The organism is Chryseobacterium sp. II3a, assembly GCF_057815135.1.
Map to the genome: position 1 here is coordinate 136495 of NZ_JBYPZJ010000009.1, position 26661 is coordinate 163155.

The 26661-nt window shown below is 35.0% G+C and carries 27 protein-coding genes; 11 read left to right on the plus strand and 16 right to left on the minus strand.

All coding sequences use genetic code 11. The features are described 5' to 3' along the window. Positions 1-186 precede the first annotated feature (186 nt). A complete protein-coding gene (locus AC3HD6_RS19240) occupies positions 187-624 on the plus strand; it encodes an endonuclease domain-containing protein (RefSeq protein ID WP_488897806.1) in 438 nt (145 codons plus the stop codon). Positions 625-740: 116 nt separating this feature from the next. On the opposite strand, the gene AC3HD6_RS19245 is transcribed toward AC3HD6_RS19240, so the two are convergent. From AC3HD6_RS19245 to AC3HD6_RS19265, 5 genes are all read right to left on the minus strand, one after another. Further along, complete coding sequence (locus AC3HD6_RS19245; protein WP_488897807.1) at positions 741-1034, minus strand: hypothetical protein; 294 nt, start codon at positions 1032-1034, stop codon at positions 741-743. 50 nt (positions 1035-1084) lie between these two features. Then, positions 1085-2071: a 2-hydroxyacid dehydrogenase gene (locus AC3HD6_RS19250; RefSeq protein WP_488897808.1), complete on the minus strand. Its 987-nt coding sequence runs from the start codon at positions 2069-2071 to the stop codon at positions 1085-1087. Between the two features lie 66 nt (positions 2072-2137). Next, the gene (locus AC3HD6_RS19255) at positions 2138-2407 is read right to left on the minus strand and encodes a prevent-host-death protein (protein WP_488897809.1); all 270 of its coding nucleotides are present in this window, start codon (positions 2405-2407) and stop codon (positions 2138-2140) included. 296 nt (positions 2408-2703) lie between these two features. Next, positions 2704-3354: a protein-L-isoaspartate(D-aspartate) O-methyltransferase gene (locus tag AC3HD6_RS19260; protein ID WP_488897810.1), complete on the minus strand. Its 651-nt coding sequence runs from the start codon at positions 3352-3354 to the stop codon at positions 2704-2706. Positions 3355-3454: 100 nt separating this feature from the next. Further along, entirely contained in the window at positions 3455-4135 is a 681-nt protein-coding gene (locus AC3HD6_RS19265; RefSeq protein ID WP_488897811.1) for a hypothetical protein, read from the minus strand. A gap of 152 nt (positions 4136-4287) precedes the next feature. Between AC3HD6_RS19265 and AC3HD6_RS19270 the strand changes: the two genes are divergently transcribed. The 7 genes from AC3HD6_RS19270 (at position 4288) to AC3HD6_RS19300 (ending at position 11312) form a co-directional block, all read left to right on the plus strand. Then, entirely contained in the window at positions 4288-5256 is a 969-nt protein-coding gene (locus AC3HD6_RS19270) for a Gfo/Idh/MocA family protein (RefSeq protein ID WP_068945137.1), read from the plus strand. Positions 5257-5589: 333 nt separating this feature from the next. Further along, a complete protein-coding gene (locus AC3HD6_RS19275) occupies positions 5590-7320 on the plus strand; it encodes a cellulase family glycosylhydrolase (protein ID WP_488897812.1) in 1731 nt (576 codons plus the stop codon). Between the two features lie 69 nt (positions 7321-7389). Then, complete coding sequence (bla-A, locus tag AC3HD6_RS19280; RefSeq protein ID WP_488897813.1) at positions 7390-8268, plus strand: CGA/CIA family class A beta-lactamase; 879 nt, start codon at positions 7390-7392, stop codon at positions 8266-8268. 56 nt (positions 8269-8324) lie between these two features. Continuing rightward, on the plus strand, positions 8325-8747 hold the full coding sequence (locus AC3HD6_RS19285; protein WP_488897814.1) for a hypothetical protein: 423 nt from the start codon (positions 8325-8327) through the stop codon (positions 8745-8747). Then, on the plus strand, positions 8747-9637 hold the full coding sequence (locus AC3HD6_RS19290) for a 3-hydroxybutyryl-CoA dehydrogenase (RefSeq protein WP_488897838.1): 891 nt from the start codon (positions 8747-8749) through the stop codon (positions 9635-9637). The genes AC3HD6_RS19285 and AC3HD6_RS19290 overlap by 1 nt, the downstream gene beginning before the upstream one ends. A gap of 80 nt (positions 9638-9717) precedes the next feature. Then, positions 9718-11034 (plus strand): hypothetical protein, encoded by a 1317-nt coding sequence (locus tag AC3HD6_RS19295; protein WP_488897815.1) that lies wholly within the window; start codon positions 9718-9720, stop codon positions 11032-11034. A gap of 38 nt (positions 11035-11072) precedes the next feature. Then, a complete protein-coding gene (locus AC3HD6_RS19300) occupies positions 11073-11312 on the plus strand; it encodes a DUF8828 family protein (protein ID WP_002977986.1) in 240 nt (79 codons plus the stop codon). 50 nt (positions 11313-11362) lie between these two features. On the opposite strand, the gene AC3HD6_RS19305 is transcribed toward AC3HD6_RS19300, so the two are convergent. Beyond that, on the minus strand, positions 11363-11773 hold the full coding sequence (locus AC3HD6_RS19305) for an META domain-containing protein (RefSeq protein WP_488897816.1): 411 nt from the start codon (positions 11771-11773) through the stop codon (positions 11363-11365). A 349-nt stretch (positions 11774-12122) separates the two neighbouring features. Between AC3HD6_RS19305 and AC3HD6_RS19310 the strand changes: the two genes are divergently transcribed. Further along, complete coding sequence (locus tag AC3HD6_RS19310) at positions 12123-13160, plus strand: hypothetical protein (protein WP_488897817.1); 1038 nt, start codon at positions 12123-12125, stop codon at positions 13158-13160. 52 nt (positions 13161-13212) lie between these two features. Here the strand turns inward: AC3HD6_RS19310 and pheT are convergent, their stop codons facing one another. The 4 genes from pheT to dnaN all read right to left on the minus strand — a co-directional run bounded on the left by pheT (position 13213) and on the right by dnaN (position 18945). Continuing rightward, entirely contained in the window at positions 13213-15615 is a 2403-nt protein-coding gene (pheT, locus tag AC3HD6_RS19315) for a phenylalanine--tRNA ligase subunit beta (protein WP_488897818.1), read from the minus strand. Positions 15616-15865: 250 nt separating this feature from the next. Next, complete coding sequence (locus tag AC3HD6_RS19320) at positions 15866-16477, minus strand: DUF417 family protein (protein ID WP_488897819.1); 612 nt, start codon at positions 16475-16477, stop codon at positions 15866-15868. Positions 16478-16542: 65 nt separating this feature from the next. Beyond that, entirely contained in the window at positions 16543-17373 is an 831-nt protein-coding gene (locus AC3HD6_RS19325) for an AraC family transcriptional regulator (protein WP_488897820.1), read from the minus strand. Positions 17374-17814: 441 nt separating this feature from the next. Beyond that, complete coding sequence (dnaN, locus tag AC3HD6_RS19330; RefSeq protein ID WP_066692427.1) at positions 17815-18945, minus strand: DNA polymerase III subunit beta; 1131 nt, start codon at positions 18943-18945, stop codon at positions 17815-17817. Positions 18946-19197: 252 nt separating this feature from the next. Between dnaN and AC3HD6_RS19335 the strand changes: the two genes are divergently transcribed. Together AC3HD6_RS19335 and AC3HD6_RS19340 are read left to right on the plus strand one after the other, a co-directional pair. After that, a complete protein-coding gene (locus AC3HD6_RS19335) occupies positions 19198-19551 on the plus strand; it encodes a diacylglycerol kinase family protein (RefSeq protein ID WP_488897821.1) in 354 nt (117 codons plus the stop codon). Between the two features lie 72 nt (positions 19552-19623). After that, positions 19624-20082 (plus strand): lipocalin family protein, encoded by a 459-nt coding sequence (locus tag AC3HD6_RS19340; protein WP_488897822.1) that lies wholly within the window; start codon positions 19624-19626, stop codon positions 20080-20082. A gap of 74 nt (positions 20083-20156) precedes the next feature. Here the strand turns inward: AC3HD6_RS19340 and AC3HD6_RS19345 are convergent, their stop codons facing one another. From AC3HD6_RS19345 to AC3HD6_RS19370, 6 genes are all read right to left on the minus strand, one after another. Next, entirely contained in the window at positions 20157-20615 is a 459-nt protein-coding gene (locus tag AC3HD6_RS19345) for a GyrI-like domain-containing protein (RefSeq protein ID WP_488897823.1), read from the minus strand. A gap of 272 nt (positions 20616-20887) precedes the next feature. Further along, positions 20888-21076 carry a bacteriocin-like protein gene (locus AC3HD6_RS19350; RefSeq protein ID WP_488897824.1) on the minus strand — a complete coding sequence of 63 codons (189 nt, stop codon included), beginning with the start codon at positions 21074-21076 and terminating at the stop codon, positions 20888-20890. Positions 21077-21143: 67 nt separating this feature from the next. After that, entirely contained in the window at positions 21144-21476 is a 333-nt protein-coding gene (locus tag AC3HD6_RS19355) for a gamma-glutamylcyclotransferase family protein (protein ID WP_488897825.1), read from the minus strand. Further along, positions 21476-22105, minus strand: a complete 630-nt coding sequence (locus AC3HD6_RS19360) for an SGNH/GDSL hydrolase family protein (protein ID WP_488897826.1) — start codon at positions 22103-22105, stop codon at positions 21476-21478. The genes AC3HD6_RS19355 and AC3HD6_RS19360 overlap by 1 nt, the downstream gene beginning before the upstream one ends. 457 nt (positions 22106-22562) lie before the next feature. Then, positions 22563-22943, minus strand: a complete 381-nt coding sequence (locus tag AC3HD6_RS19365) for a barstar family protein (protein WP_488897827.1) — start codon at positions 22941-22943, stop codon at positions 22563-22565. Positions 22944-22956: 13 nt separating this feature from the next. After that, entirely contained in the window at positions 22957-26652 is a 3696-nt protein-coding gene (locus tag AC3HD6_RS19370) for a phosphoribosylformylglycinamidine synthase (RefSeq protein WP_488897828.1), read from the minus strand. Positions 26653-26661: the final 9 nt, after the last annotated feature.

Below are 26661 nucleotides of genomic sequence, written 5' to 3' on the forward strand. Positions count from 1 at the left end.
GAGGAGAAAAGGAAAGCCTAAAACAATGATTAGGCAAAAAATCTGATTATCAATCCTGTGAAAATATATTCAACAGTATATTTTAAATACTATATTTGAAAAGAAGCACTCACATTCCCCTCCACCGGAGGGGTGGATTTCAAAATTCTTTGAATTTTGAAAGACGGGGTGGTTAAAAACACACAAATGAAAGAAATACTAACCTCTATCAATGGAATTCCCATTCGAAAGAACTTTGTACAAAACCTACCCTACAATCCCAGATTGAAACCACTCCTGAAAGAAAAACGTACCGCCAGAATATTGGGTGAGGTCATTTTCTGGAAAAAGGTTCGGGCAAAAATTTTCCATGAAATTGATTTTGACAGACAAAGGATTATCGGGAACTATATTGTTGATTTCTATGTAAAATCCTTAGGATTAATTATTGAGATCGATGGTTCAAGTCACGATGAAAAACAAGTCTATGATGGTATTAGACAGGAATATCTGGAGTCTTTAGGGTTATTGGTTTTCAGAATTAGTGATTTTGATGTGAGGAATAATTTAACCTTGGTAATGAAAGAGTTAGAATGTTTTATTATTGCGTATTATGGAACCACCCCGTCTTCAAAAATTGAATAATTTTTGAATCCACCCCTCCGGAGGAGGGGAATTTCTTCTTACGGGATAAAGCTATCATCCAGAAATAAAAAACCTCACTGAAAATCAGCAAGGCAAATATTTTTTACGAGGAAAGTTTAAGTTAAAACATCATCATTTTCCTCTTCGTGATCGTCCTCATTATCGCTGAGGCTCCAATAATTATTTTCTTCATCTTCTTCTCCTATTTCTTCCATTCTATCATCCTCCTCTGCACCGGGAACATCCAGTCCTTTATCAATCTTATCATCATCCAGATCTTCCTCAAAAATAGGATTACCATCTCCATCAATCGAAATATGCTTTTCTCTTTTGAATATATCTTCGTTGGGATCATAATCCATACGTTCCAACCTTTTATTCTGCTCATTCATATTGTTTTCTGGTGCCATAATATTTAGATTTTAAGGTTTATATATTGAGAACAAAAATAGTTCCAATGTTATGATGAATGACTGGAATACACTTCAGGGTTAGCACAATAAGGCATCTTCTCTCCTTTTGAAAAGGCAATGATATTTCCTGCAGCAAGTCTGGCCATTCCATTTCTGGCTTCAATGGTAGCAGACCCGATATGAGGTAACACGCAAACATTCGACAGGTTCAGAATAGGATTATCGTCAGATATAGGTTCCGGATTGGTTACATCAAGTCCCGCTCCCCAGATTTTCCCTTCAGTTAAAGCATTGTATAAATCCTGTTCCTGATGAAAGCCGCCTCTTGCCGTATTGATAAAAATCGCATTGGGACTCATCTTATCAAAAACAGATTGATTGAAAAGATTTCTATGTTCAGGAGTATAATTGGCATGAACACTCAACACATCAGAATTTCTTATCAATTCATCAAAAGAAACATAAACTGCACCCAACTCTCTTTCAGCTTCTTCATGTCGATGGCGGTTATGATAAATAATCTCCATATCAAAAGCTTTTTTACACTTCTCAGCCATTTGAAAACCAATTCTTCCCAATCCAAAAATTCCCAGCGTTTTACCATACAGTTCCTGTCCCAAAGCATGCAAAGGATCAAAACTTCCCCAATGCCCGTCTTTTACTTTCTGAAAATTATAGCTCGCCCGTCTTGCTACTGCCTGCATCAATAAAAAAGCCACATCTGAAGTAGCTCTGCTTAATACATCAGGTGTGTTTCCAATCGGGATATTTCTTTGATTAGCTTCTTTGATATCCACATGGTCAAAACCTACAGAATACAATGCAATAGCTTTAACATTAGAACAAGCATCGAAAAATGCTTTATCATATTTAAAATCACCGCCAATATTTAAAATGACATCAGTATTTTGACAATAATTCAACCATTCTTCATGGGTCAGGTTTTCATTTTCAGGCCATACAATCTGTAATCCTTCTTCCTGCAGCATATTGATTCCAATTTCAGGAATTCTTTTATTGATAAAGACTTTCATTATTATTTTATTTTGATTTAAATAAAAAACCTCACTTGTAAAAAGTAAGGTTATTCAACTTTAATATTAAAAATTATTTCTTTTTATCACGTCGTTCTTATTCTTTTCCCAAGCCTCAGAAGCCATTTCCTGCATTTCTTCCCAAACTTCTTTTGCCGACTTCTGCGCGTGGGCCATAAATCCTTGTTTTGTAGCCTCCTGATTTTTGCTTTTCATATCCTGAATGTATTCTTTAGCCTGCTGAGAATAGCTTTCAACACTATACCCGGGATTGTTGTGCAGGTTCTTCTGAAGATTACTAAAATCATGCGATGCTTTGAATCTGTTTGTATCCATAACCATAAGATTTTAAGTGGGTTTGTTGTAAAAAGAGTCCAAATTCCATTCCGAACTGAACTAAAATTTTATTAAAAAAACACAAAAAAAATTAAATTATCATCCACAACGATATTTTATTTTTCAAAACAATTTCTTTCAGATATATTGCTTCAAAACTTACATTTTTCTGGCTACAAATGCACAAATTTTCATATGTATAGTGGCCCAAATAAAGAACTGGTATTTGAGACAAGCGCGTCTGCCAGTTCCGTAGCAGAACAATTATTTTAAATTCAGAATTTAATCTTAATTCTTTATTGATTTGTATTTCCCAACATCGGAACAAACTTATAAGCTCCAAATTCTTCTTTTTCAAACTCTGTTGGTCCTACTTTTGTGAACCTGTATAATACCTGTTCATCCGTTGGCCCTAAAGGAATGACCATTATACCCCCTACTTTTAACTGTTTTAATAATTCTGTAGGTAAAGTTCCTGCCCCGCAGGTTACAATAATCTTATCGAAAGGAGCAAAAGTGGGCAATCCTGCAAAACCATCCCCAAAACTTTGAAATTTAGGATATAAATGAAGTTCCCTCAACTTATTCTTTGAAAAATCGAACAGATCTTTTTGTCTTTCCACAGTATATACATGAGCTTTCATCGCTATTAAAACGGCAGTTTGATACCCGCATCCTGTTCCAATCTCAAGTACTTTTTCACCTGCTTTCACCTGCAGCAGTTCAGACTGTTCTGCTACGGTTGAGGGATGGGAGATGGTTTGATGCGCCAAAATGGGAAATGCCCGGTCTTCATAGGCGAAGTCTTCAAAAATACTTTCAATGAAAAGGTGTCTCGGAATTTCATTCATTGCCGAAAGTACATTTTCATCCGAAATCCCGATTCTGTATCTGAGATATTCTACTAAATTCTTTCTTTTTCCTTTATGTACAAACGAATCCTGCATGTGACAAAAGTAAGAAATTAGATTTTAGATTTCAGAAATCGGGTAAAAGAATTATCCACAAAAAGAGCTGTCAAAAATCTGACAGCTTCTGTTTTATCTATTAATTCCATTTTACAACCTGTGAAGTAACATCAGTATATGTATTATCTGCACATCTTTTTCTTACATAGAACATATAAGAAATTGTCTTATTTAAGTTGACAAAAGCGGCGTTTTTTCCAGGAAGAACCGGATCTCCATTTCCTGGAGCCGGAGGCGTTCCACTCGTCCCTAAATAGACTTCATATACAGACAGTCCATCACTTTCCCAAGAAACAGTAGCTGAAAAAGTAGGATCATAAACGGAGGAAGTAGATGTTGTATAATTAACATAGCCTGGTTTTACACAAGCTGTAGTATTTTCAGAAAGAATAGTGATTGGCCCTGCCCAATTACTCTTGCCATCAGTCGTTCCACAGTTCTTTCTTACATACAAATCATATTTTTTGCCTTTAAATAATGGAAGACTATAAGAAGTATTGTTCACTTCGGCTACAGTGCCAGCTCCTAAAGAAAAACCTTGTTCACCATACTGTACTTCAAAAAAACCTGTTCCCTGGGCATTATTACTGCTCCAGGAAAAAATATTGTACAGTGGCTTAAAACTTAAACTTGTTGGAGTTTCACACTTAGGTTGTGGAGGTTGGCTATTGTGTACTTCAGTGGCAATATTATCTCCAGAACCTGAGCACCCTGTAGCCAATAGTCCTGCTACAGATAAGATAAAATATATTTTTTTCATAGTTAATAATTTTTATAGAGCGCAAATTTAGTATAATTCTTTAAAATGATAATATTTGTACTTATTTCCATTTAATTAGGGGAGTATCTAAGTGAAAAGTCATGTATTTTTATAATGAACATTCACTATCTTTACAAAAATTTAATACAGCTATGTTAAAAGCAGGTTTGGTAGGAGCCGGACACTTGGGAAAGATCCATTTAAAACTTCTCAATCAATCAGATCGATACGAGTTTGTTGGGTTCCACGATAAAGATGTTGAAAACGGAAAAAAATTAGAAGCCGAATTCGGATATAAATATTTTGAAAATTTTGAAGAACTGCTTGAGCAGATTGATATGCTGGACATTGTTACTCCGACAGTCTATCATTATGATTATGCATTAAAGGCTATAGAAAAAGGACTTCATTTCTTTATTGAAAAACCAGTTACCCAAACCCTGGAACAGGCAGAAGAAATTCTTCGTTTATGTCAGGAAAAAGGAATCAAAGCGCAGGTAGGACATGTTGAGAGATATAATCCTGCTTTTATTGCCACTAAGGAATACATCAGCAACCCAATGTTTATCGAGATCCATCGATTAGCTGAGTTCAATCCGCGTGGTACGGATGTTTCTGTGGTCCTTGACCTTATGATTCATGATCTTGACATCTTGCTAAGTATCGCCAAATCTAAGGTTAAAAATATCCATGCAAGCGGGGTTTGCGTAGTAAGCAAAACACCGGATATCGCCAATGCCAGAATAGAATTTGAAAACGGATGTGTTGCCAACCTTACCACTTCCAGAATTTCTATGAAAGCCATGAGAAAGAGCAGATTCTTCCAGAAAGACGCCTATATTTCAGTTGATTTCCTTGAGAAAAAAGCTGAAGTTATCAGAATGAAAGATGCTCCTGAAAACCCTACTCCATTTGACATGATTATTGAAAATGCTGAGGGAGAAAAAAATCAGATTTTGTTCGAATATCCAAATATTCAGGCTAACAATGCCATTCTTGATGAATTAAATTCATTTGCTGATGCTATTACTGGCGATAAAAATGTAGAAGTTTCTCTTGAAGACGGAACTGAAGCATTAAAAGTTGCTTTAGAAATTATGAAGCTTATCAGTTCAAAATAAAATACACTGCTTTCATTAGCAGTACTACTAATGCTATCTTACTGATCATCAGAAATGGTCATGAGATAGCATTTTTATTTGTATGTATAAGAAACTTTCATTCTTAAATATGATCCTTTCGTTAAAAATTACAGATTTATCAATAAAAAAACCTTTTAAAAACAAAAAAGCAATATATTTGAACAACAATTCAATAAACAATTGAAAAATTCTGTTTTATATATGCAATGGATTTCTGACAATACATATGGTCTTACTATAGATTTTATTATGATGTCAAGATTCATTATGATTAAACCCTAGACTCTCCTATTATTTAAAATCAAAACAACTATGAAAAGAGCTATCCTATTATCCGCTTTATTATTGTCTCAATTTGGGACATCACAATTATTAAAAACCTCAGGGAAAGAGATCGTGAATGACAAAGGTGAAAATATTCAATTGAGAGGTCTGGGCTTAGGAGGCTGGATGCTGCAGGAAGGATATATGTTAAAAACTGCTGATTTCGCAGGCCCGCAATATAAGATTAAAGAAAAAATAGCAGAACTGATTGGCCATGATGGAATGCAGGAGTTTTATAAAGCATATGTAAAGAATGGCATCACCAAACAGGACATTGATTTTCTGGCAAAAGCAGGCTTTAATTCTATCAGGCTTCCAATGCACTATAATCTCTATACACTTCCCATAGAAAAAGAAGCAGTAAAAGGTAAGGATACGTGGTTGGAAGAAGGATTTACAATGACTGATGATTTGCTTCAATGGTGCAAAGACAATAAAATGTATCTGATTCTCGATCTTCATGCTGCTCCGGGTGGACAAGGAAATGATGTCAACATTTCAGATAATGACAAGTCTAAGCCGTCACTTTGGGAGAGTGAGGAAAATCAAAGAAAAACGGTTGCCCTTTGGAAAAAGTTAGCAGAACGGTACAAGAATGAACCTTGGATCGGCGGTTATGATATTATCAATGAGCCTAACATTAATTTCACCGGTAAAAATCCAAATGGTACAGACGAAATGTCTAATGCTCCTCTTTGGAAATTACAAAAAGACATCACTGAAGCTATCAGAGAAGTGGATCAAAAACATATTATTTTTATTGAAGGTAATGGCTGGGGAAATAACTATAATGGTTTAATCCCGGTATGGGACAAAAATATGGCTTTTAGCTTTCACAAATACTGGAACTATAATGATGATAAAACCATACAATCTGCTCTGGATCTTAGAGAAAAACACAATATTCCGATCTGGCTCGGAGAAACTGGCGAGAACTCTAATGTGTGGTTTACGGAACTGATTCAGTTATTAGACAAACATAATATAGGATATGCGTTCTGGCCAATGAAAAAGATTGATAATATTGCCGGAATCACCAATGTAAAAACCACTCCGGAATATGAAAAACTTTTGAACTATTGGAAAAACGGACGCGAAAAACCTTCCAAAGAAAATGCAAAGAAAGCTTTGATGCAGATTGCAGACAACTACAAATTCAGCAATGTAGAAGTAAAAAATGACGTTATTGATGCCATGTTCAGGCAAGTTTCAGAGGCATCTACAAAACCATTTAAACATCATCAGGTTCCCGGAAAAGTATTTGCTTCAGAGTATGATTTGGGGAGAATGGGTTCCGCTTACCTGGATAAAGATTTCATCAACCTTTGGGTAAGCGATCCGGCTAAAAGATCAGAATGGAATTCCGGCCAGCAGATGAGAAATGATGGTGTAGACATCTATCTCTGCCATGATAAAATTACCAATCAGTATTATGTAGGGAAAACAGAAACCGGAGAATGGCTGCAATATACAGTCAATTCCAAGGCAAATAAAAATTATACCTTCGATATTAGATACTCAAGTATTCATCCATCAAAAATAAGATTGGAAGATGCTTCTGGAAAAGTATTAGCAAGTATTGCACTTCCGCCTACAGGCAAAGATGAAGACTGGGCCACTGTTTCTACGAAAAACATTCCGCTTCAGAAAGGAGAAAATAAACTCAGAATATTCTTTGAAAATGACGGAACAAACCTGAATTATTTTGAAATGAAATAGTAATAATTATCTTAAATTGCAGATTCCCTTTTAGTCCTTAAAAGAGATTTCTTTTTATCCTTGATCACTATGAAAAAAATAACATTCTTTCTTCTTTTAACTTCCGCATTTGTTTCTGCACAAAAATCTACATTAGAACAAAAAATAAACACCATTCTAAAAGGAAAACAGGCAACCGTAGGAGTATCTGTTCTTGGATTTGAGACCCCGTATCAATACAGCCAAAACGGGAATAAAAAATTGGCTATGATGAGTGTTTTCAAATTTCACGTTGCGTGTGCTGCGCTCGACCTTGTAGATAAAGGTAAACTGTCTTTAGATCAAAAGGTTTTCATTAAAAAATCTGAACTTTATAATACATGGTCTCCTTTCAAAACCAAATACCCTGAAGGAAACAGAGAGGCTACCGTAAGAGAAATTATAGATTACACGGTAGCATTAAGTGATAATAATCTTTGTGATATCCTGATAGAACTTGTAGGCGGCACTCAGGCAGTACAGAAATTTATGGACTCTAAAGGTGTAAAAGACTTCCAGATTAAATACAGCGAGCATGGAATGGCTATTAATGGCTGGGATTCTTTGTATAAAAATTATACGACCACCAACTCTACAGTAGATCTTTTAAAAAAATTCTATGATGGAAAGCTGCTTTCAAAAGGCTCTACTGATTATTTAATGCAGATCATGCTCGGCACCAAAACAGGAGCCAACAAAATTGTTGAACAACTGCCTAAAGGAACTCCGGCAGCCCATAAAACGGGATCTTCCAGCATCAAGGACCATATTCTTACCATCGCAGAAAATGATATGGGAATCATCACACTTCCCAACGGAAAACATTATGCAATCGCCATATATGTAAGCAATTCCAAAGAATCAGAGGCAGAAAACTGCAAAATAATCTCCAACATTTCAAAAGCAGTCTGGGATAATTTTAATAAATAAAATATTAAGCTTAATTTTAGCGCAGAGAATCGGATTGATTCTCGGACTGCATCATTATGAAAAAAGGACTATTAGCAGCAGCTTTATTTTGCGCCACATTCTTCTTCTCACAGAGGAATCAAAACTATTTAAAGATCGGCTATACAAGTGTATGCTGCGGCCCAGCTTCTGAAAAGCCTGTCATCAGCTACCTAAAAGAATTTAAAAAGAAAAATCAGATAAGAAACCTGGAAATCCTTATTCAAAAAGGCTTAGGAAGAGAAGGTGAATTTGAATTATATGTTGGGACTGATTTTCTTACCAATAATCAGAGAAGCCGTCTTGTAAGGGGGCTCACAGCTGCTGTTTCTAATCAGAACAACAACAGACAGCAGCAGAACATTGGAACTGTAAATTTTGACTCCACAGATATTGCTCACCAGCAAGATCTTATCAATGCTAAAAATTTAACTATCTATAAAAAAAATAAAGGAAAATGATCAAAAACATTGTAGTTATCGGAGCAGGAACCATGGGAAATGGTATTGCACATACTTTCGCACAAAGCGGTTTTAAAGTAAATCTTGTGGATGTTTCTCAGGAAGCATTAGACAGAGGATTGAAAACCATTACTACGAACCTTGACAGAATCATTGCAAAGGGAAACCTTACAGAAGAGCAAAAAGCGGAAACATTAGGAAACATTACGACTTTCACATCGCTTAATGACGCAGTGGGATCTGCTGACCTTATTGTAGAAGCGGCTACTGAAAATCTTGATCTTAAATTAAAAATCTTTGGTCAGATGGATGAATTAGCTCCTGCAAATTGTGTTCTTGCCACCAATACTTCTTCTATCTCTATCACGAAAATTGCTGCTGCTACCAAAAGAGCAGATAAAGTAATCGGGATGCACTTTATGAACCCGGTTCCTATCATGAAACTGGTTGAAATTATTAAGGGGTACTCCACTTCTAAAGAAACTTTCGATGCTATTTACGAAATGAGCAAGACACTAGGAAAAGTTCCTGTAGAGGTTAATGACTATCCTGGTTTCGTAGCAAATAGAATTTTAATGCCTATGATTAATGAATCTATCGAAACTCTTTACAATGGGGTTGCGGGTGTAGAGGAAATTGATACCGTGATGAAATTAGGTATGGCTCATCCAATGGGACCACTGCAACTGGCTGACTTCATTGGACTTGATGTATGTCTAGCGATTCTGAATGTAATGTATGATGGATTTAAGAATCCAAAATACGCTCCGAATCCATTGCTTGTAAACATGGTAACAGCAGGAAAATTGGGAGTAAAATCTGGAGAAGGCTTCTATGATTACTCTGAAAGCAAAAAAGCTGAAAAAGTTGCAAAAATGTTTTTAAAATAATCTTCAAATGATGAGTTGTGCGTTATAAGTTATAAATTTGGGCTTTCAACCTTTACTTAAACTCAATAACGACAGCTTTGATGAAAATTAAAGAAAAATACATTCAAATATTATTGGTCATCATTACTATAGTGATGACCATTTTTCGTTTTCTGCTCAATGAAAAAGGAAGAGTAAATCCGGATTCTATCCGCTATATGAGATTTGCCCACGGACTTCCTGTCATTGATAACACCACCACTCCTTTGGCTTATCCTGCAGCCATCAAATTCTTTACCTACTTCGGGTTTGATGAATTCTGGAGCAGTAAAGTCATAGGTATTCTCGGCTGTTTATTTATTATTTTATTGGCCTGGAAAAAAAGATTCTATTTCAGGGAGTCAATTCTTGTGTGCAGCTTATTCAACATCATTTCAATTTTTGCCTTCACCATGAGTGAAGCATTGATATTACCTTTTGTCTTCCTTTTTCTGTACATAACAGCCCTTATTATCGATCGAAAACTAGAAGGTTGGAAAGCTGTTTTTTATCTTTCTTTATCGCTGATTTTACTCTACAACGTAAGATATAGTGCACTCTTTATCATTGGAGGAACAGGTTTATACGGGCTTATTTTCTGGAAAAGAAAATATGGTAAGACATTCATCATTTCAGCAGCTATAGGAATGATTTTCATAGTTTTATATAAGTTTTTATTCATTGATTATTTTAATAAGGATTATGTACAGGACTTTTTAGAAATGGGACTTCACACGACTCCTGAATTACTAGTAGAATTATTCCAGGGACTAAGTACTTCTTTTAATCCGTTCATTCACATGGCTAATCCGGCAGGAGGTATCATCAACTATGGAATTTACGGAATCGGGAGTTTGAATATCCTTTTGATGATTTTTCTTTTTGTTAGGCAAAAGCTTTCAGATTCTGAACTTTTCTATGTTTTCATAGGTGTTTTTGGGATTGTATGTTCTTATTTTATCCAGTATTTTTATTCTATAACTCCTATTGATTATAGGTTAATTGCTCCGTTTAGTCTTCCTCTCTGGCTGGTTTATTTTAAAAAGCTGTTTGAGATATTCAATACCAAAGTTTATATCATTGGTATTTTAAGCCTGATGTCCGGAATGTTATTTACATGGCTTTCAAAAGGAAACTATCTTGAAAACAGAAAAGCAATTACAGAATTTTTAAAGTCAGAAAACTTAGACAAGGTACCCTTGAAGTTCTTTATTATTGAGGAAAAGGATTTAGAAAAAGTGCAGTTAGCTGAAATTATCAGCACGGTAAACCCTCAGGTAAGTATTACTTTAAAGCCTCAGGATACGCTACAGAAAACAACATTAACGCGCTATAAAGTTTTACAAAAAGTTAAGATCGACAAGAATAAATATCAATAATTTTATTATCTTTGATTCAAAGTTAAAACATTAAAAAAATGAAATTACCAAAGTTTTTATTAGCAGATAATTCGGAATTTCCTGAAGATCTATTCGTAGTTCACACAGAATATCCAAGATTTATCCTAAACGTTGAGGAAGAGGAAGTTGAGTGGTTAGATGATCTTGAAGGAGATGATGAAGAAACTATGGCAGATGAAGCTACAAAAGTAGTGGAAGCAGCTTTCAAATGGTGCGATGAAGAGTTGGCTAAGTACGACGAAGAAGAGGAAGATTAATAACATCTAAATCATAAAAAAGGAACTCAATTTGAGTTCCTTTTCTTTTTTTATTCTGATTTATTGAATTTCAATAATAAAAGATTGTCTTTATAAAGCTCTAGTGTATTTCCGGAAATCACATATTTATTAGCTTTTCCCATCATATCCATAAAATTCTGCTCTACTCCGATATTGTTACACATCATCTTTGTAGAACCCATCTGACCGGCAGAAAAACCTCCAGTAGAAGGATCTATAGTAGCTGTTCCGAAATAGTTATTGCATCCTGCATTTCCATTAATTTTTTCTCCTTCAATATTTAATGTTGGGATTTTTCCTTTTACGTTCTCAGCCAAGGTCCATTTTGTATTGGCAAGTGCCGGCTGAGCTTTTCCTACTTTAGAAGCAGATGGGCTTGTCATGGTTCCACATGATACCAATACTGCTGCTGCACATATACTTAAAAAAAGATTTTTCATTTTTTACTATTTGAATTAACCCAAATTTACGGATTTTATATTATTAAAACGGGCCGCATTCAATTTTATTATTCTTTAACAGTTGATATTTTCAATGTGTTTTGCTTCCAATATATATTTTTTCCTAGTCAGGAAGTAAAAAATATTCTGCACTATCAGTATATTCAAAACCCACACAAAACCATTAATAAAAAACAAACAATAAATAAATATAAATATAAATTTTATTAAATAACAAATATAAACATAAATTAATAATAAATTTAACCCTAATTTATCTTCAATATCAATATTTAACAATTAATTTTATTGTATCAAAATTAGACTTTAAAAAAAGATTTTAAACAGTATGAAAAAAAACTTCTACGCCACAATGTTTCTGTTATCATTTAATTTGTTTTTTTCCCAAGTAGGCATTAATACCTCTGACCCTAAGGCCAGCCTTGACATCAATGCTAAAACCACCGATGGCAGTCAGCCTGAGGGAATTATAGCTCCCCGACTTACAGGAGACCAGATTAAAGCAGGAGATCTCAGTTATGGGGCAGATCAGAAAGGAACCCTTATCTATGCAACATCAGCTGTTGCAGTACCAAGTACAAAAACAGCTAATATCACAGCAGAAGGCTATTACTTTTTTGATGGAAATATCTGGCAAAAGGTAGGTAAAAATGCTCTTACAACAGCAGGAAACGGACTTTCTTTAAGTGCAAGTCAAATGGAGTTAGGAGGAAGCCTTAGCAGAAATACAAGTATATCACAAGGTAATTTTCCTCTTGCCTTTACAACTTCCGCCACTAACGGATTTTCTGTTAACAATAGCACATTATCCATAGATGGTGCTAATAACAGGATAGGTATAGGAACTACTACTCCATCTGTTCCTCTAGAAATTAATAATGGAACCACAGCAGGAGCCTTGAAAATAACTGATGGTACTCAGGGGCTAGGTAAAGTACTTACCAGCGATCCAAGTGGTGTAGCAACATGGTCTACTACTGTTGTAACTGCTTTTGCCAATGCCTGGACTCCAGCCTCCGGGACACTTGTAAACCCTTTTACCGGTCCAGCAGGAGGACCTTTTAATACAGGGCTGAGTGTGATTATCCCAGAAAAGGGATGGTACTTTTTCCGTTGTGGGATATCCATTAATTCAGAATGTAATGATTATTTTTTCTACATTAATGGTATCGGTGATGTATGGAGAAGCTATTGTGGGTCTAATACCGCCGCCTTTATGTTTCCAAGAGATCAAAACCGGGTACTTTACTTTGCTAATCCTGGGACTTATACTGTATTTGCCGGAAAAACTAATGTAGTCATTCCTACAACTTTCAATGCAGGAAATCCTGCTTTTTATCTAGATTTTGTAAAATTTCAAAATTAAAAGAAAAAAAGCGGGCTTTAGAGCCCGCTTTTTAAATTATTATACTTCTTTACTATGATCTTAATTCTGCATTGAATTCTTTCTGGAAAGATTTAATTAAAGATTCCATTACTTCAGTAATTTCTTTTTCTTCCAGTGTTTTCTCTTCGTTTAAAAGCTCAAAGCTCATGGCATAAGACTTTTTACCTTCCGGAAGATTTTTTCCTTCATACACGTCGAATAAGTTGATACTCTTAATGAATGGAGATTTATTTTTCTTCGCAGTCTGATACAACTCCTGATAATTAATATTTTTATCAATTAATAATGCTAAGTCTCTTCTGATCTTGTTGAATTTCGGAATGTCTTTAAACTTCAATTCGTTTTTAGAACGTAATTCCTGAGCCAATTCAAGTTCGATTTCAGCATAGAAACAATCCTGATCAATATCAAAGTCTTTTAACAATGCCGGAGCCACTTTACCGATTCTTACCAATACTTTATCCTCTGCTTCATAAGCTAGTGCATCAGAGAATCTTTCGTCAGATAAAGCCACTTCTTTATAATTTACCCCTAATCTTTCCAATAAAACTTTTACATAAGCCTTAAGGTTGTAGAAACTTACTGCAGATTTAGGCTGCAGCCAGTTTTCTGCTACATCTCTTCCGGAAACAATAATGGCTAACTGCTTTCTTTCTTCGTATTTCTCTTTTTTATGATAGATCTTTCCTAATTCAAAGAACTTGATATCCTGTTGCTTTCTGTTGATATTATAAACAGTATTTTGAAGTAATCCTTCTAATAGAGATTTTCTCATGAATGCGAGATCACCACTTAAGGGATTCAATAATTTCACAGCATCCGTTTCATCTTTTACTGAAGTTAATGAGTTGTTCATTACTTCATTGAAACCAAGGCTTTGTAAAGTTCTTGCCCAGTTGTTCTCCAATTCATCCTGATCATTTGCACTCAGTTTAACTGGTGTAAATGAAATCTTTTGTGGAGCATCGATTTTATTGTATCCGTAGATTCTTAAAATTTCTTCAATAACGTCGATTTCTCTTGTTACGTCTGCTCTGTAAGCAGGAACAGAGATTTCAAAACCGTTAGGTATTTCATTTAACACCTGAATTTCCAATGCTTTCAGGATCTCTTTTACTTTTTCTCTGTGAATTTTTGTTCCTAAAATCTGTTCAATTTTAGAGAATCTTATGATCACATAATTATCTTCAATTTTCTTCGGATATTCTTCTAAAAGTTCTCCCACCAATTTTCCACCAGCAATTTCCTGAATCATTTTAATAGCGTGAGTAATAGCCGTTCTTGTAAGATTCGGGTCTACTCCTCTTTCAAATCTGAAAGAAGCGTCTGTATTCAAGCTGTGAATTTTAGCTCCTTTTCTTACCGCAATTGGATTAAAGTAAGCACTTTCAAGGAATACCGTTTGGGTAGTTCCAGATACTCCTGAGTTTTCACCACCAAATACTCCGGCAATACACATTGGTGCATCTTTGCCATCTTTTATCATGATTTCAGTACCATTCAGAGTTCTCTCTACTCCATCCAGGGTAGTGAATTTTGTTCCTGGTTTTACCACTCCTACCTTCACTTTTTTGTCTGCAATTTTATCTGCATCAAATGCATGAAGCGGCTGTCCGTATCCATGAAGAATATAATTGGTAATATCTACCACATTATTAATAGGGCTTAATCCGATGGCTTTTAATCTGTCTTTTAGCCAGCTTGGAGATTCTGCAACTTTTACATCTTCAATCACCGCTCCGATATATCTTGGACAAAGTTCTGCGTCTTCAATTTCAAGCTTGAAATCATGAGAACCTTCATTATTTAAAGCTTCAGAAGCAACTTTGTTAAATTGTGACTTCTGCTGATTCGTAGAAAGAAATGCGTGAAGATCTCTCGCTACTCCATAGTGTGACATTGCATCAGTTCTATTTGGGGTTAAACCAATTTCAAGAACCTCATCGTTCGTCAATTCAAAATAGTCTGCAAAATTCTTCCCTACTTCATATTTAGTTTCATCTAAAACCATGATCCCTCCGTGATCTTCGCTAAGGCCAAGCTCATCTTCTGCACAGATCATCCCTTGAGAAACCTCCCCTCTGATTTTTGCTTCTTTAATTTCAAAAAAGTTTCCGGTCTTATCATAGATTTTTGTTCCGACAACGGCTACAGGAACTGTTTGTCCTGCTTCTACATTAGGAGCACCACAAACGATATTCAATACCTTCCCGTTTCCAACGTCTACTGTTGTCTTCTTCAGTTTATCAGCATTCGGATGCTTTTCGCAGGTTAACACTTTACCTACAACAATTCCTTCCAGACTGCCTTTTACACTTTCGAATTTATCTATCCCTTCAACCTCAAGACCTATGTCTGTAAGGAATTCACCGATTCTTTCAGTTTTCAATTCCGTTTTTACAAAGTCTTTCAGCCAGTTGTTTGATATTTTCATTTGCTTATTCTATCTACTTGTTTAATTCGTCAAACGAAACGTAAGGTTTCATTTGCACTATTTTTGAAACTTTTATTTGAAATTCCGTTCAGTTATTGAGTCGGTTTTTCGCGGTACAAATGTCGTGTTTTTTTGAGAAATACAGAAATTTCAGAGCGATTTTAAGACAAATAATTTTAATAGATTTTTCGCATAAAGGATGTATGAATCATTATAATGCTTACTTCTGTCCAAAATTTCAACACAAGTTCTAAGATGGCTTTATGATTCTTTTTACACTATCGGAAAATAAAAGCAACCCTCCAGCCATCATAATGATGTCTTTCAAGACAAGACGGCCAGCTCCTGAAAGGTAAGGAAATCCGTATTGAGGTGTTAGATCATCACCACCAAGATTAGGAACATATACTTCAGGAGTGGTCACCAGAAAAGATAAAGTAACCAAAGACATTAAAAACGTTAAAGCGCCTCCTAATGCTCCGATTTTAGGAAACCAAATTCCCAGCAACACCATTATTCCTATAATCACAATCATTGTTCCCAATCCGTAGGCAAAGGTATAGGTACGGTTGTGTGTATGCCAATCAATATTTTTCTTCACCATTTTTCCTTCAGGGTTTTTATACAATGTATATTCTGAAACCAGCTTTTGGTCTTCATTCATTACTTTATTCCCTGCATCTTTGTAAAAAAAACTCATGAAAGGGCTATTCGCCACAAAAGGAACTATTCCATCAGCCTCATATTGAAAGGCTTTAAGCCCGCCAATCCAGGCCATTACTACAAAGATGGAGATTCTTAAGAAATTAAAGAAATAAACCTCCCATTTTAATAAACGACTGTACAACTTACTGTTTTGCATATGATTTACTTTTTTTAACAAAGGTATTCATGTGCATAACGCTTTAACATAGATATTTCAGGACATTACATGGACATTTTTGCCACTACTGAAATTCCTACTTTATCCCGGTATTGTTTAGGAGAGCAGCCTACTGATTTTTTGAAGTATCTGCTAAAATAGAATTCATCATCAAATCCTAATTCTGAAGCAATTTCTTTTATGGATCGATACGTTAAATGAAGCAGTTTTTTAGCCTCCAGAATGATTCTCTCGTTAATAAGCTGAGTAGGTGTTTTTGCAAACTCTTTTTTGATAAGCTTACTTAAAGTATTGTTGGTAATATTGAGTTTACCACTGTAAAATGAAAGTTCTTTTTCCTTTTTAAAGTTGCCTTCCAATAATTTTTGAAATTCCACTGCGTTCCTGTTGGGTAATTTTTCGTTGAGTGCCTGGTTATTTTCAATACTATTTTTCTGTTTACTGCAAATAGCAAGAATCAACTGAATGTATGTTCTAATGATAGATTGTGAAAACTGGTGATTCTCCTTTTCTTCCCTTTTGATATGATTAAAAAGTTCCAGGATATATTCATAATTCTCTTTTGAAAGTTCTATACCGGGATTCAGATAAATATTATTGAAAAGGAGTCCATTACAGGCCACCTCATCTTTATGATATTCAATACAGTAATAATCTCCATGAAAAAGAAGGAGAGTAATACATTCTTCTGAATCGGAAAATAATTTCAGTTTCTGATAAGGTGAGAGAAATAGAATATTATAATCGTTATAAGAGTAATTGATCCCATCCACGGAGAATACTCCTGCCCCTTTCCATATCATTACAGTATAGTTTTCTGTAGTAAATTCTGAAAGAAAATCTGAAGATGGGTAAGATTGTATTTTTACTTCCATAATGAGAGTTGTTATGCAATACAAATAACGTGATTATTTCATTTGTATTTTGATTTGTTCTTTTAACGCAATGTGCGCTAGGATTTTATAATGATAATATGATTTTTAAGATCGCAGAGGCGTTTCACTCAGCAAGAAATGACTGTTTCCTTTCTATATCTTAATTGAATTATTACTCACTGCAAATGCCCCTGCGAACAGAAATATGCAGTTTATGCTGTCTCTTTTTGCGATCTTAGCGTTTAATTTTTTTTAATACAAAGTTTTTACTATTTACATGCTTATTTTGAGAAGCAAAGACAGAATCAACAAATTGATTTGATGAAGCTATATGGAAATTTTTTATTTTTCTTCATGGTTCAATATTATATTTAACTATGAAGATCTTGGAAACAAAAAAAGCCGGATTACTCCAGCTTTTTTAGTATTTGTATTTTAATATTACAATCCGATTACCGGCATTGACAACATTAAGATATTTTCGTTTTCTTCAAGACCATCAAGCGGTTCAATGATTCCCGGTCTGTTGGGTTGAGACATTTTCATGGTGATATCATCAGAGCCTAAGATTGTTAACATTTCTGTTAAGAATTTAGAGCTAAATCCGATATTGATATCTTCTCCGTTATAATCACAAGGGATCTGCATATCTGCTTTGTTTGCATATTCAGTATCTTCTGCATGAAGGTGAAGAATATTTCCTGAAAGCTTAAATCTTACCTGGTTGGTAGATTTATTAGACATGATAGAGGCTCTTTTGATTGCTCCTAATAAAAGGTTCCTGTTGATGGTTAATACATTCGGGTTTTCTTTAGGGATTACCGCCGTATAGTTTGGATATTTACCATCAATCAGTCTACAGATCCAGATATGTTTACCAAAAGTAAATTTAGCCATGTTCTCGTTGAAGTCGATTTTAACGTCATCATTCGAACTTGCCAGAATATTTTTGAAGATATTCAAAGGTTTTTTAGGCATGATAAACTCCATTGGTTCAGCATTCATCAGGTCTGCTCTTTTGTAAACAACAAGCCTGTGAGAGTCTGTAGAAACGAAATTGGTTTCGTTTTCTCCAAACTGGAATAATACTCCTGTCATTACTGGACGAAGTGAATCGTTACTGGTGGCAAATAATGTATTGGTTAAAGCTTCAGACAAAACTCCAGCCGGCATTACTACGCTTTGAGAAGCATCGAATTCCGGTAATTCAGGATAGTCATCAGCGTTATCTAATGCTACTGCGAAATTATCTTTTTCATCTAAAATCTCAAGCTGGCTTCCAGTTCCTTCCGCATTGTCCTTTACAACAAATGTCAAAGGCTGTTCTCCGTATGTCTTGATAAAATCCTGAAAAATTTTAGCAGGAACAGCAAATTTACCTGAGTCATCAGACTTTACTTCCAGAGAAGTTACAAGAGTTGTCTCGCCGTCAGATGCTGTAATGGTAACATTATTTCCGTCTAATTCAAAAAGATAGTTTTCTAAAATCGGTCTCGATTGAGAGCTTGATATTACGCCACTTACAGTTTGCAACGCCTTCTGCAGTTCACCACTTGAAATAATAAATTTCATAGATTTATAAAATAAGTTTCTACAAATATAATAAATACATACAACAAAGAAAAGAATATTCCTGACGAGTTTTTAACAAAGATCGTCAATGGGGTTTCAGACCCGATATTACGTTCTGGTTTCCATAGCGGTATATTTTTGTATCAAAATATGGACTGCTGAATATATTGTAATCTTAGTTTTCCAAATATAACAGATTACCGGCAACAATCAAAATACAAAAGCTATCTTTGTTGAAAAAAGTAAAGGAACATGCAAAAACCACCTCTCCATAAAAGTTTTCTGAATGCTTTCCGGGGTGTTTTTATGATGATTAAAACGGAAAGGAATTTTCAGATCGAGCTTCTGGCCTTTTTCATTAATCTGGTCCTGATTTTTTATTTAAAACTTACATCTACCGATGCTGCCATTATAGTTATTATTTCTACAGCCGTTTTAAGTGCTGAAATTTTCAATACAGCCATCGAAAAGATATGTGATATCATTCAACCCGATTTTGACAAAAGAATTGGCTTTATTAAGGATATTGCAGCTGGAGCGGTTGTATTAATAGCTGTTGTTTCTGTGATTATTGGGATTCTTGTGTATTGGAAATATCTTTTTTAAAAAAATAAAAAAAGGCAAAAAATATTCTGGATTCTTTGAAGTATTTTCATTAAGTTCGCCAAAAATTCATTTATGAAAAAGATATTCGCTGGAATTTTAATATCGGGAAGTCTCATATCATGTACCTTAGGTGATGATACCCCAAAGGGATCTATTCCTGACCCTGTTTATGATACCAATATTGTAGGAATCTGGAAGATTCAGACCCAATACATCATTTCCGGGAATAATAAAGAGACTATTCTTACAGAAACTCCTCCTGATGATTGCAAGAAAAAAAGTACTTATGAGTTTAGAAACAACGGTAAGTATTATATGAATGATTATAACAGTATAAATTCTGAATGTGTAATGAAAGACGCTACATTACCTTATCTATACAATCCTGCTCACATGAAACTTACGATTAATAATAATGAATCGGAAGTACTGGATATTACTGCCAATAAACTGACCATTCTTGCAGCAGACAACTCTGATTATAATGGAGATGGAACTAAAGATTATATAAAAACTATTTTCTATAAATAAAAAAAGCTTGTTCTCATCATGATGAACAGGCTTTTTTATGGTGAAATAAATATAAGTTTTGCTTGCTATTTTGATTATTGTACAGCAATCAAAATAGCAACCTCTGCATCCAAAGGGTTTTGTGCTTTTTCTCCATACATTTCAAAATCTGCGGTGAAAGTTCTTCCCAGATCCATATTCCAGATTTTAAACCATTCATTGATCACTAAGCCGTCCGCCAAATTTCCTTTTGCTGTAAACTTGATATAATTTCCACCCTCAAAAGATTTCCCAATCATTCCTTCCGGAATATGATCAAGATTTTCTACTTTACATCCTAACAGTGTAGTATAAGGTTTCGTATGGTCTTTTTCATAATCTGTATAGATTGAATAAACGGTATTGTCTATTTTATTAGGAATATTTTCCAATACATTTTCTTTCATCAGCTTTTCCCATAACAACGGGATATCCTTTGCTGCCTGTTCATTCTCATTGGTTGTCCTTACTGCAATTCCTATCATCTTAAAAGGTTCCACTTGTACGTTATTCATTTTTTATTTTTTTATTGTATGACAAAGATATATAGGTGTTGTGACAACTGTTTGTCAGGAGAAACATTTTAAAATGCATGATGATTAATAGATGATAAATGATGCTTTAGAGGTTAATTTTTATGTTTTGGCTAAACCCATTGGATTGGGGATTAAAAATATAAAACATGCTAAAGGCCTTTTCTATTGACGGTGATATTGTTTTTAAAGCAAAAACGTTTCTGAAAATTAAGTATTTCTCAGAAACGTTCTGTTCACTAAATATTTTTATCTTACAAAGGACAATAGGCATCCCATGCTTCCCCAGTCATACATCCATCATATTTTGGGCAATAATAGTAATAGGGGAAGGTGCTGCAGTTTCCATTTTCATCTTTGGGATAAATAATCCTAGGTGGATTTACTCCTCCTCCTTTTACAGTTTTTAGCTCTTGTCTTTTAATTTTCTTTAAATTTTTCATAGTAGTTTTTTTTGCTACTTAAAACTACTAAATAAAATTCACTCATTGAAGATAAATGCAAAAAAGTTTATTTCCCCACGTAAATAAATCCTTTATTTCCGGATTTAAAAACAGTTTCTATCCTTTTATAATCATCTACTTCATATTCGTCTGCCTGAAGAATTTCGGCTTCTGTTACTTCAAATAATATTCCTTCTATTTCATCATCAGCATTTTCTGAGAGTTCCAGAACCGGATGATATTTTTGACCGCTTTTCCTTAGAACTTCCGGGTCTGTAATTTCAAGCATTCCTAATTTATATTGAGATAGGGTATCTTTCTCACCTTGTAAAATCCGTCCGAATGTTTCGAGTTGAACCTTTTCTTTTTGTAAGGTTCCGTAAGAAAATAAATAAGGCATTATAAATATTTTTCAATGATTGGGATTGCAATTTCGGCCATCACTCCGTAGCCTTTCTCATTGGGATGAACTCCATCTGCTGAGAGAAGAACTTCTTTATCATCTAATATTGCATTATAAAAATCGATATATCTTAAAGAATAATCGGTTGCAATTTCTTTAAGAATTTGATTGTAAGCGACAACCTCTTCGTTGGATCTTAGCTTTCCTGAACTTACTATTACTCCATCTATATTTTGAGAGATAGGAAGAATACTTACTAAGTAAATATCATTAGAAAACTGTTGAGCCTGCTGAACTGCTGTGATGATATTATGTTTAAATTTTTCAGGATTTACAATCTGTACTCCTTCTTTTATAGCAAGATCATTGGCTCCGTAGCTTATGAAAACCAGATTTCCGTCTGCTGAATTTCTTGCTTCTAATTCTACAGGCATTCGCTTTAATAAACCTTCTGTTGTTTCGCCTCCGATTCCCAAATTGAATAAGATGAGTTCATCACCATTTCCTTCATGGAACTTTTGCAGGGCATATCTTTTTAGAATATCTACCCAACCTCCAAAAACGCCGTCATATTCTCCATAAGTTATGCTATCCCCAAAGAACAGCCCATATACTATTTTCTTCATTCAATTAATTCTTTTGTTTATTGATTTCTGCTCCATATTTAAAGCTTTTAAATATTCTTCAAAGTAAGATAAAATCTACTGAATCTAGCTTATCCGCAAGGGATTTTTAATATAAAATTATTTTGAAAGTATTATTTTGAAAGTATTATTTTGAACCATTACGATTTTTTAAGTAATTAAGAAAACAGCTAAACTATTTTATATAAGAAGCTCCTTAAACTCATCTTTGATGAACCGTAACTTATCTTAAAGTCTTCATTTTTAATGGTTAAAATGTATTTCTTTGACGCAAAGATTTCCTATTATGATTCTGTTGATTTTAGGGAGCTAAGAAAGAATCAACAAATTGATTTTGATGAAGCTTAATGATAGGTTTGAAAACAGTGAATAATTCATATTTCAAAATTTCCACTCATTACTCATTACTCATTACTCATTACTCATTACTCATTACTCATCAATCCAAGATCAGAGTAATATTCTGGTGTGATCCAATAATTTCTACCAGGATCTCAAACAGTGTTTGCCCTTTTCCTACATTCAGATCGTCTAATTTTTGCTGAATCAGTTCTATGTTAAAAGGTTTCCCCTGCCTGATTTTGTTTTTGTAAAATTCCTGGGTTGCTTTAAGTCCTAAATCTTCTTCTGATTTTTGTGATTTCTTCCAGAGGATCTCAATTTCCTCTTTGTTTTCAAAGACTCCAAAACCACCGTACAGAATATCATCAAAACCATCTAATGTTCCTACTTTCCAGTCTGTGTCTTTCATTAACACATTGGAGGCTTCTTCGTAGAAACCTTCTAAAGATGAAAAATGACCGCCATGGATGACGATCATTTTTCTTGTATTGTTATTTGAAGTATTCAACACCGTTTTTGAATATATTGTGATAATTCGCGGTTGGTATATTTCTCATGAGACCTTCCGTAAATCTTTCCGGGTGCCCCATTCTTCCGTAGATCTTTCCACATGGGCTGGTTACTCCTTCAATTCCGAATAATGAATTGTTCGGGTTGAATGGCATTCCGTGGGCAATATTTCCATCAAAATCGATGTACTGCGTTGCAATCTGTCCATTTTCATACAGCTTCTTGATCTCTTCTTCTGAAGCCATGAAACGTCCTTCACCGTGAGAAATCGGAATAGTAAAGGTCTGACCTTTCATTCCTTTTAACCATGGGCTTTCATCGTTTACTACTTTTACAGTAACCATCTGAGAAATGTGTCTTCTGATCGCATTGTGAGCCAATGTTGGAGAGTTTTCATCCAGATCTTTAATTCTTCCATAAGGCAGCAGACCTGATTTAACTAAAGCCTGGAACCCATTACAGATTCCGATAATCATTCCGTCTCTGTCTAATAATTCGTGAACTGCATTTCTCATTTTTTCGTTCTTTAAAACGTTAACAATGAATTTTGCAGAACCATCCGGCTCATCACCCGCTGAGAAACCTCCTGAGAAAGCAAGGATTTGAGAGGTTTTGATCTCTTCTACCCATGCATCAATACTTTCATCCAATAATTGGTGACTGATATTGATTAATGGTAAACTGCTTACTACAGCTCCTTCTTTCTGGAATGCATTTAAGGTATCATACTCACAGTTGGTTCCTGGGAATACCGGAGCAAATACTTTAGGCTGTGCAATTCCGTGTTTTTTGATAATGATATTTCTTGGATGGATTGAGTTTGATTTTTCATCAATTTCAACCGTCAGCTTTTCTTTTTCTACTGTTGGGAAAAGGTTTTCGAATGTACCAGTATAAGCAGCTTCGAGGTTAGAGATGCGGGTTTCAAGATTGTTAATCTTTAAAATTCCTGAATCTTTTACTTCTCCGATTAACTGTAGAGATACATTGCTTAGTTCTTCTTTAGCTTCGATGATTAAGCTACCGATATTTTTAGCTAATAAAGTATTTTCATCAGCGTTAATTTCAGCCCCCAATCTGTTTCCGAAACTCATTTTTGCCAATGCTACTGCAACTCCACCGTCTTTTACTGTTTTTACAGAAATGATTTTTCCTGACTTGATGTTTTCAAAGATGAATTCATACACTGTTTTTAATGCATCATAGTTTGGAAGGCCGTTTTCCTGAGCAATGTGGTTGAAGAAATATAATTTGTTTCCTGCTGTTTTAAATTCAGGAGAAATGATGTTTTGCTTTTCTCCGTTAGCACATGCAAAAGAAATCAATGTTGGCGGTACATTCAGATCCTGATAAGTTCCACTCATAGAGTCTTTACCACCGATTGCTGCTAATCCAAGGTTAATTTGTGCATCATAAGCTCCTAAAAGTGAAGCTAAAGGTTTACCCCATTTTTCAGGAGCCTGACCCAGCTTTTCAAAATATTCCTGGAAGCTTAATCTGATGTTTTTATAATCACCTCCCATAGCAACAATCTTCGCTACACTTTCTACTACAGCGTAAGATGCTCCCAATAAAGAGTTTTGTTTTGAGATTTCAGCATCGAATCCCCAGCTTGCAAGGGAAACAGTTTTGATATCTTTTGCTCCTAAGATCGGTAATGTCTGTACACTTCCTTCCATTAGGGTTTGCTGGTATTTCCCTCCTAAAGGCATGGCAACTGTTGTTCCTCCTACTGAAGAGTCAAACATTTCTAATAATCCTTTTTGGGAAGCTACGTTTTTATCTTTTAAAGTATTCAGGAAGTTTTCTTCGTTGAATGCTTTAGTTTCTGTTTTTACTTCCTCAAGGTGATTGATTTTTACCTCCTGAGATTTTGAACATCCATTGGTATCAAGAAATGCTCTTGAAAGGTCTACAATTTTGTCACCTTTCCAGAACATCTGCATTCTTCCTGAATCTGTTACTTTTGCCACTTCTACCGCAACAATGTTTTCAGCTTCACAGAATTTGATGAACTTTTCTTTGTCTTTTGGATCTACCACAACAGCCATTCTTTCCTGAGATTCAGAAATAGCCAGTTCTGTTCCGTTTAATCCTTCATATTTTAATGGTAATACGTCAAGATTTACTTCCAAAGAGTCTGCAATTTCACCAATCGCCACAGAAACACCTCCAGCACCGAAATCGTTTGATTTCTTGATTAATCTTGTCAATTCAGGATTTCTGAATAGTCTTTGGATTTTACGTTCTTCTACTGCATTTCCTTTCTGAACTTCAGAACTCATGGTGTGGATAGAGGTTTCGTCCTGTTCTTTTGAACTTCCGCTTGCTCCTCCTACTCCATCACGGCCTGTTGCGCCACCTAAAATAATGATAGAATCACCATTCGCAGGCTTTTCACGTCTTACCCAATCTACCGGAACGGCTCCGGTAACGAAACCAACTTCCATTCTCTTAGCTTTGTAGCCTTCATCATAGATTTCAGAAACCATCGTAGTTGCAAGACCAATCTGGTTCCCGTAAGATGAGTATCCGTTCGCCGCTTGTTTGGTAATTGTTTTCTGAGGCAATTTCCCTGGTAATGTTTTGTCTACCGATTCTAAAACATCTGCAGCACCTGTTAATCTCATCGCCTGGAATACGAAAGATCTTCCGGATAAAGGGTCTCTGATGGCTCCTCCTAAACAAGTAGAAGCTCCTCCGAAAGGTTCAATTTCCGTTGGGTGATTGTGTGTTTCGTTTTTGAATAACAAATACCAAGGTTCTTTTTTACCATCATATTCGGCTTCGATCTGGATGGTACAAGCATTGATCTCATCAGAGATAACAAGGTTATCAAGATTCCCTGTTTTATGGAAATATTTACCACAAACTGTTGCCAGATCCATTAAGGAAATAGGTTTCAGCTCACGGCCTAAGAATTTTCTTTTTTCGATATAGTCATTGAAAATAGTATCCAATGTCTGTTTGAATTTTCCTTCAAACTTAATGTCTGATAATTCTGTTTCGAAAGTCGTGTGACGACAGTGATCGCTCCAGTACGTGTCTAATACTTTCAGTTCTGTTTCTGTAGGATTTCTTTCTTCAGTTTTAAAGTACTCCTGAATAAACTTCAGGTCATCTAATCCTAGTGCAAAACCATGATTATTGTAGAAATTTTCAAGCTCAGCATCATTGAAATTGATGAAATTTTCGTGAATCAACACTTTTGATGGTGTTTCATCAGCAGGAATATCCAATACAGACAGGTCTTTTTCCTGAGATTCTACTTTATTGATCAGAAGATCTTTGATTTTCACCAAATCAGCTTCTGAAACTCCTACAAATTCGATCAGCTTTCCACTTCTTACTTTTGATTTTTCATTCTCTGTCAATAAAGCGATACACTGTTGCGCAGAATCTGCTCTCTGATCGTACTGACCAGGCAGAAACTCCATTCCGAAGTGGATGCTTTTTGCAGGGTTTTCTGTATGTAAAATATCAGTAACAGGATCTACAAAAGTATTGTTTACCACTTTCTCGAATTCCCCGTCATTCAAATTGAAAATGTCATACACATTGTAGACTTTCACACTTTGAATTGCCGGAACAACTGCTTTTACTTCATCAAAAATTTTTGGACTTTCAACATCGAAAATTCCTCTTTTTTCTACGAAAATTCTTTTGTTATTAGACATTAGATGTCA

Bases quoted from the DNA above. Each gene is read 5' to 3' on its own strand.
- AC3HD6_RS19240 (WP_488897806.1), top strand. From the start codon at position 187: ATGAAAGAAATACTAACCTCTATCAATGGAATTCCCATTCGAAAGAAC.
- AC3HD6_RS19245 (WP_488897807.1), bottom strand. From the start codon at position 1,034: ATGGCACCAGAAAACAATATGAATGAGCAGAATAAAAGGTTGGAACGT.
- AC3HD6_RS19250 (WP_488897808.1), bottom strand. From the start codon at position 2,071: ATGAAAGTCTTTATCAATAAAAGAATTCCTGAAATTGGAATCAATATG.
- AC3HD6_RS19255 (WP_488897809.1), bottom strand. From the start codon at position 2,407: ATGGATACAAACAGATTCAAAGCATCGCATGATTTTAGTAATCTTCAG.
- AC3HD6_RS19260 (WP_488897810.1), bottom strand. From the start codon at position 3,354: ATGCAGGATTCGTTTGTACATAAAGGAAAAAGAAAGAATTTAGTAGAA.
- AC3HD6_RS19265 (WP_488897811.1), bottom strand. From the start codon at position 4,135: ATGAAAAAAATATATTTTATCTTATCTGTAGCAGGACTATTGGCTACA.
- AC3HD6_RS19270 (WP_068945137.1), top strand. From the start codon at position 4,288: ATGTTAAAAGCAGGTTTGGTAGGAGCCGGACACTTGGGAAAGATCCAT.
- AC3HD6_RS19275 (WP_488897812.1), top strand. From the start codon at position 5,590: ATGAAAAGAGCTATCCTATTATCCGCTTTATTATTGTCTCAATTTGGG.
- bla-A (WP_488897813.1), top strand. From the start codon at position 7,390: ATGAAAAAAATAACATTCTTTCTTCTTTTAACTTCCGCATTTGTTTCT.
- AC3HD6_RS19285 (WP_488897814.1), top strand. From the start codon at position 8,325: ATGAAAAAAGGACTATTAGCAGCAGCTTTATTTTGCGCCACATTCTTC.
- AC3HD6_RS19295 (WP_488897815.1), top strand. From the start codon at position 9,718: ATGAAAATTAAAGAAAAATACATTCAAATATTATTGGTCATCATTACT.
- AC3HD6_RS19300 (WP_002977986.1), top strand. From the start codon at position 11,073: ATGAAATTACCAAAGTTTTTATTAGCAGATAATTCGGAATTTCCTGAA.
- AC3HD6_RS19305 (WP_488897816.1), bottom strand. From the start codon at position 11,773: ATGAAAAATCTTTTTTTAAGTATATGTGCAGCAGCAGTATTGGTATCA.
- AC3HD6_RS19310 (WP_488897817.1), top strand. From the start codon at position 12,123: ATGAAAAAAAACTTCTACGCCACAATGTTTCTGTTATCATTTAATTTG.
- pheT (WP_488897818.1), bottom strand. From the start codon at position 15,615: ATGAAAATATCAAACAACTGGCTGAAAGACTTTGTAAAAACGGAATTG.
- AC3HD6_RS19320 (WP_488897819.1), bottom strand. From the start codon at position 16,477: ATGCAAAACAGTAAGTTGTACAGTCGTTTATTAAAATGGGAGGTTTAT.
- AC3HD6_RS19325 (WP_488897820.1), bottom strand. From the start codon at position 17,373: ATGGAAGTAAAAATACAATCTTACCCATCTTCAGATTTTCTTTCAGAA.
- dnaN (WP_066692427.1), bottom strand. From the start codon at position 18,945: ATGAAATTTATTATTTCAAGTGGTGAACTGCAGAAGGCGTTGCAAACT.
- AC3HD6_RS19335 (WP_488897821.1), top strand. From the start codon at position 19,198: ATGCAAAAACCACCTCTCCATAAAAGTTTTCTGAATGCTTTCCGGGGT.
- AC3HD6_RS19340 (WP_488897822.1), top strand. From the start codon at position 19,624: ATGAAAAAGATATTCGCTGGAATTTTAATATCGGGAAGTCTCATATCA.
- AC3HD6_RS19345 (WP_488897823.1), bottom strand. From the start codon at position 20,615: ATGAATAACGTACAAGTGGAACCTTTTAAGATGATAGGAATTGCAGTA.
- AC3HD6_RS19350 (WP_488897824.1), bottom strand. From the start codon at position 21,076: ATGAAAAATTTAAAGAAAATTAAAAGACAAGAGCTAAAAACTGTAAAA.
- AC3HD6_RS19355 (WP_488897825.1), bottom strand. From the start codon at position 21,476: ATGCCTTATTTATTTTCTTACGGAACCTTACAAAAAGAAAAGGTTCAA.
- AC3HD6_RS19360 (WP_488897826.1), bottom strand. From the start codon at position 22,105: ATGAAGAAAATAGTATATGGGCTGTTCTTTGGGGATAGCATAACTTAT.
- AC3HD6_RS19365 (WP_488897827.1), bottom strand. From the start codon at position 22,943: ATGATCGTCATCCATGGCGGTCATTTTTCATCTTTAGAAGGTTTCTAC.
- AC3HD6_RS19370 (WP_488897828.1), bottom strand. From the start codon at position 26,652: ATGTCTAATAACAAAAGAATTTTCGTAGAAAAAAGAGGAATTTTCGAT.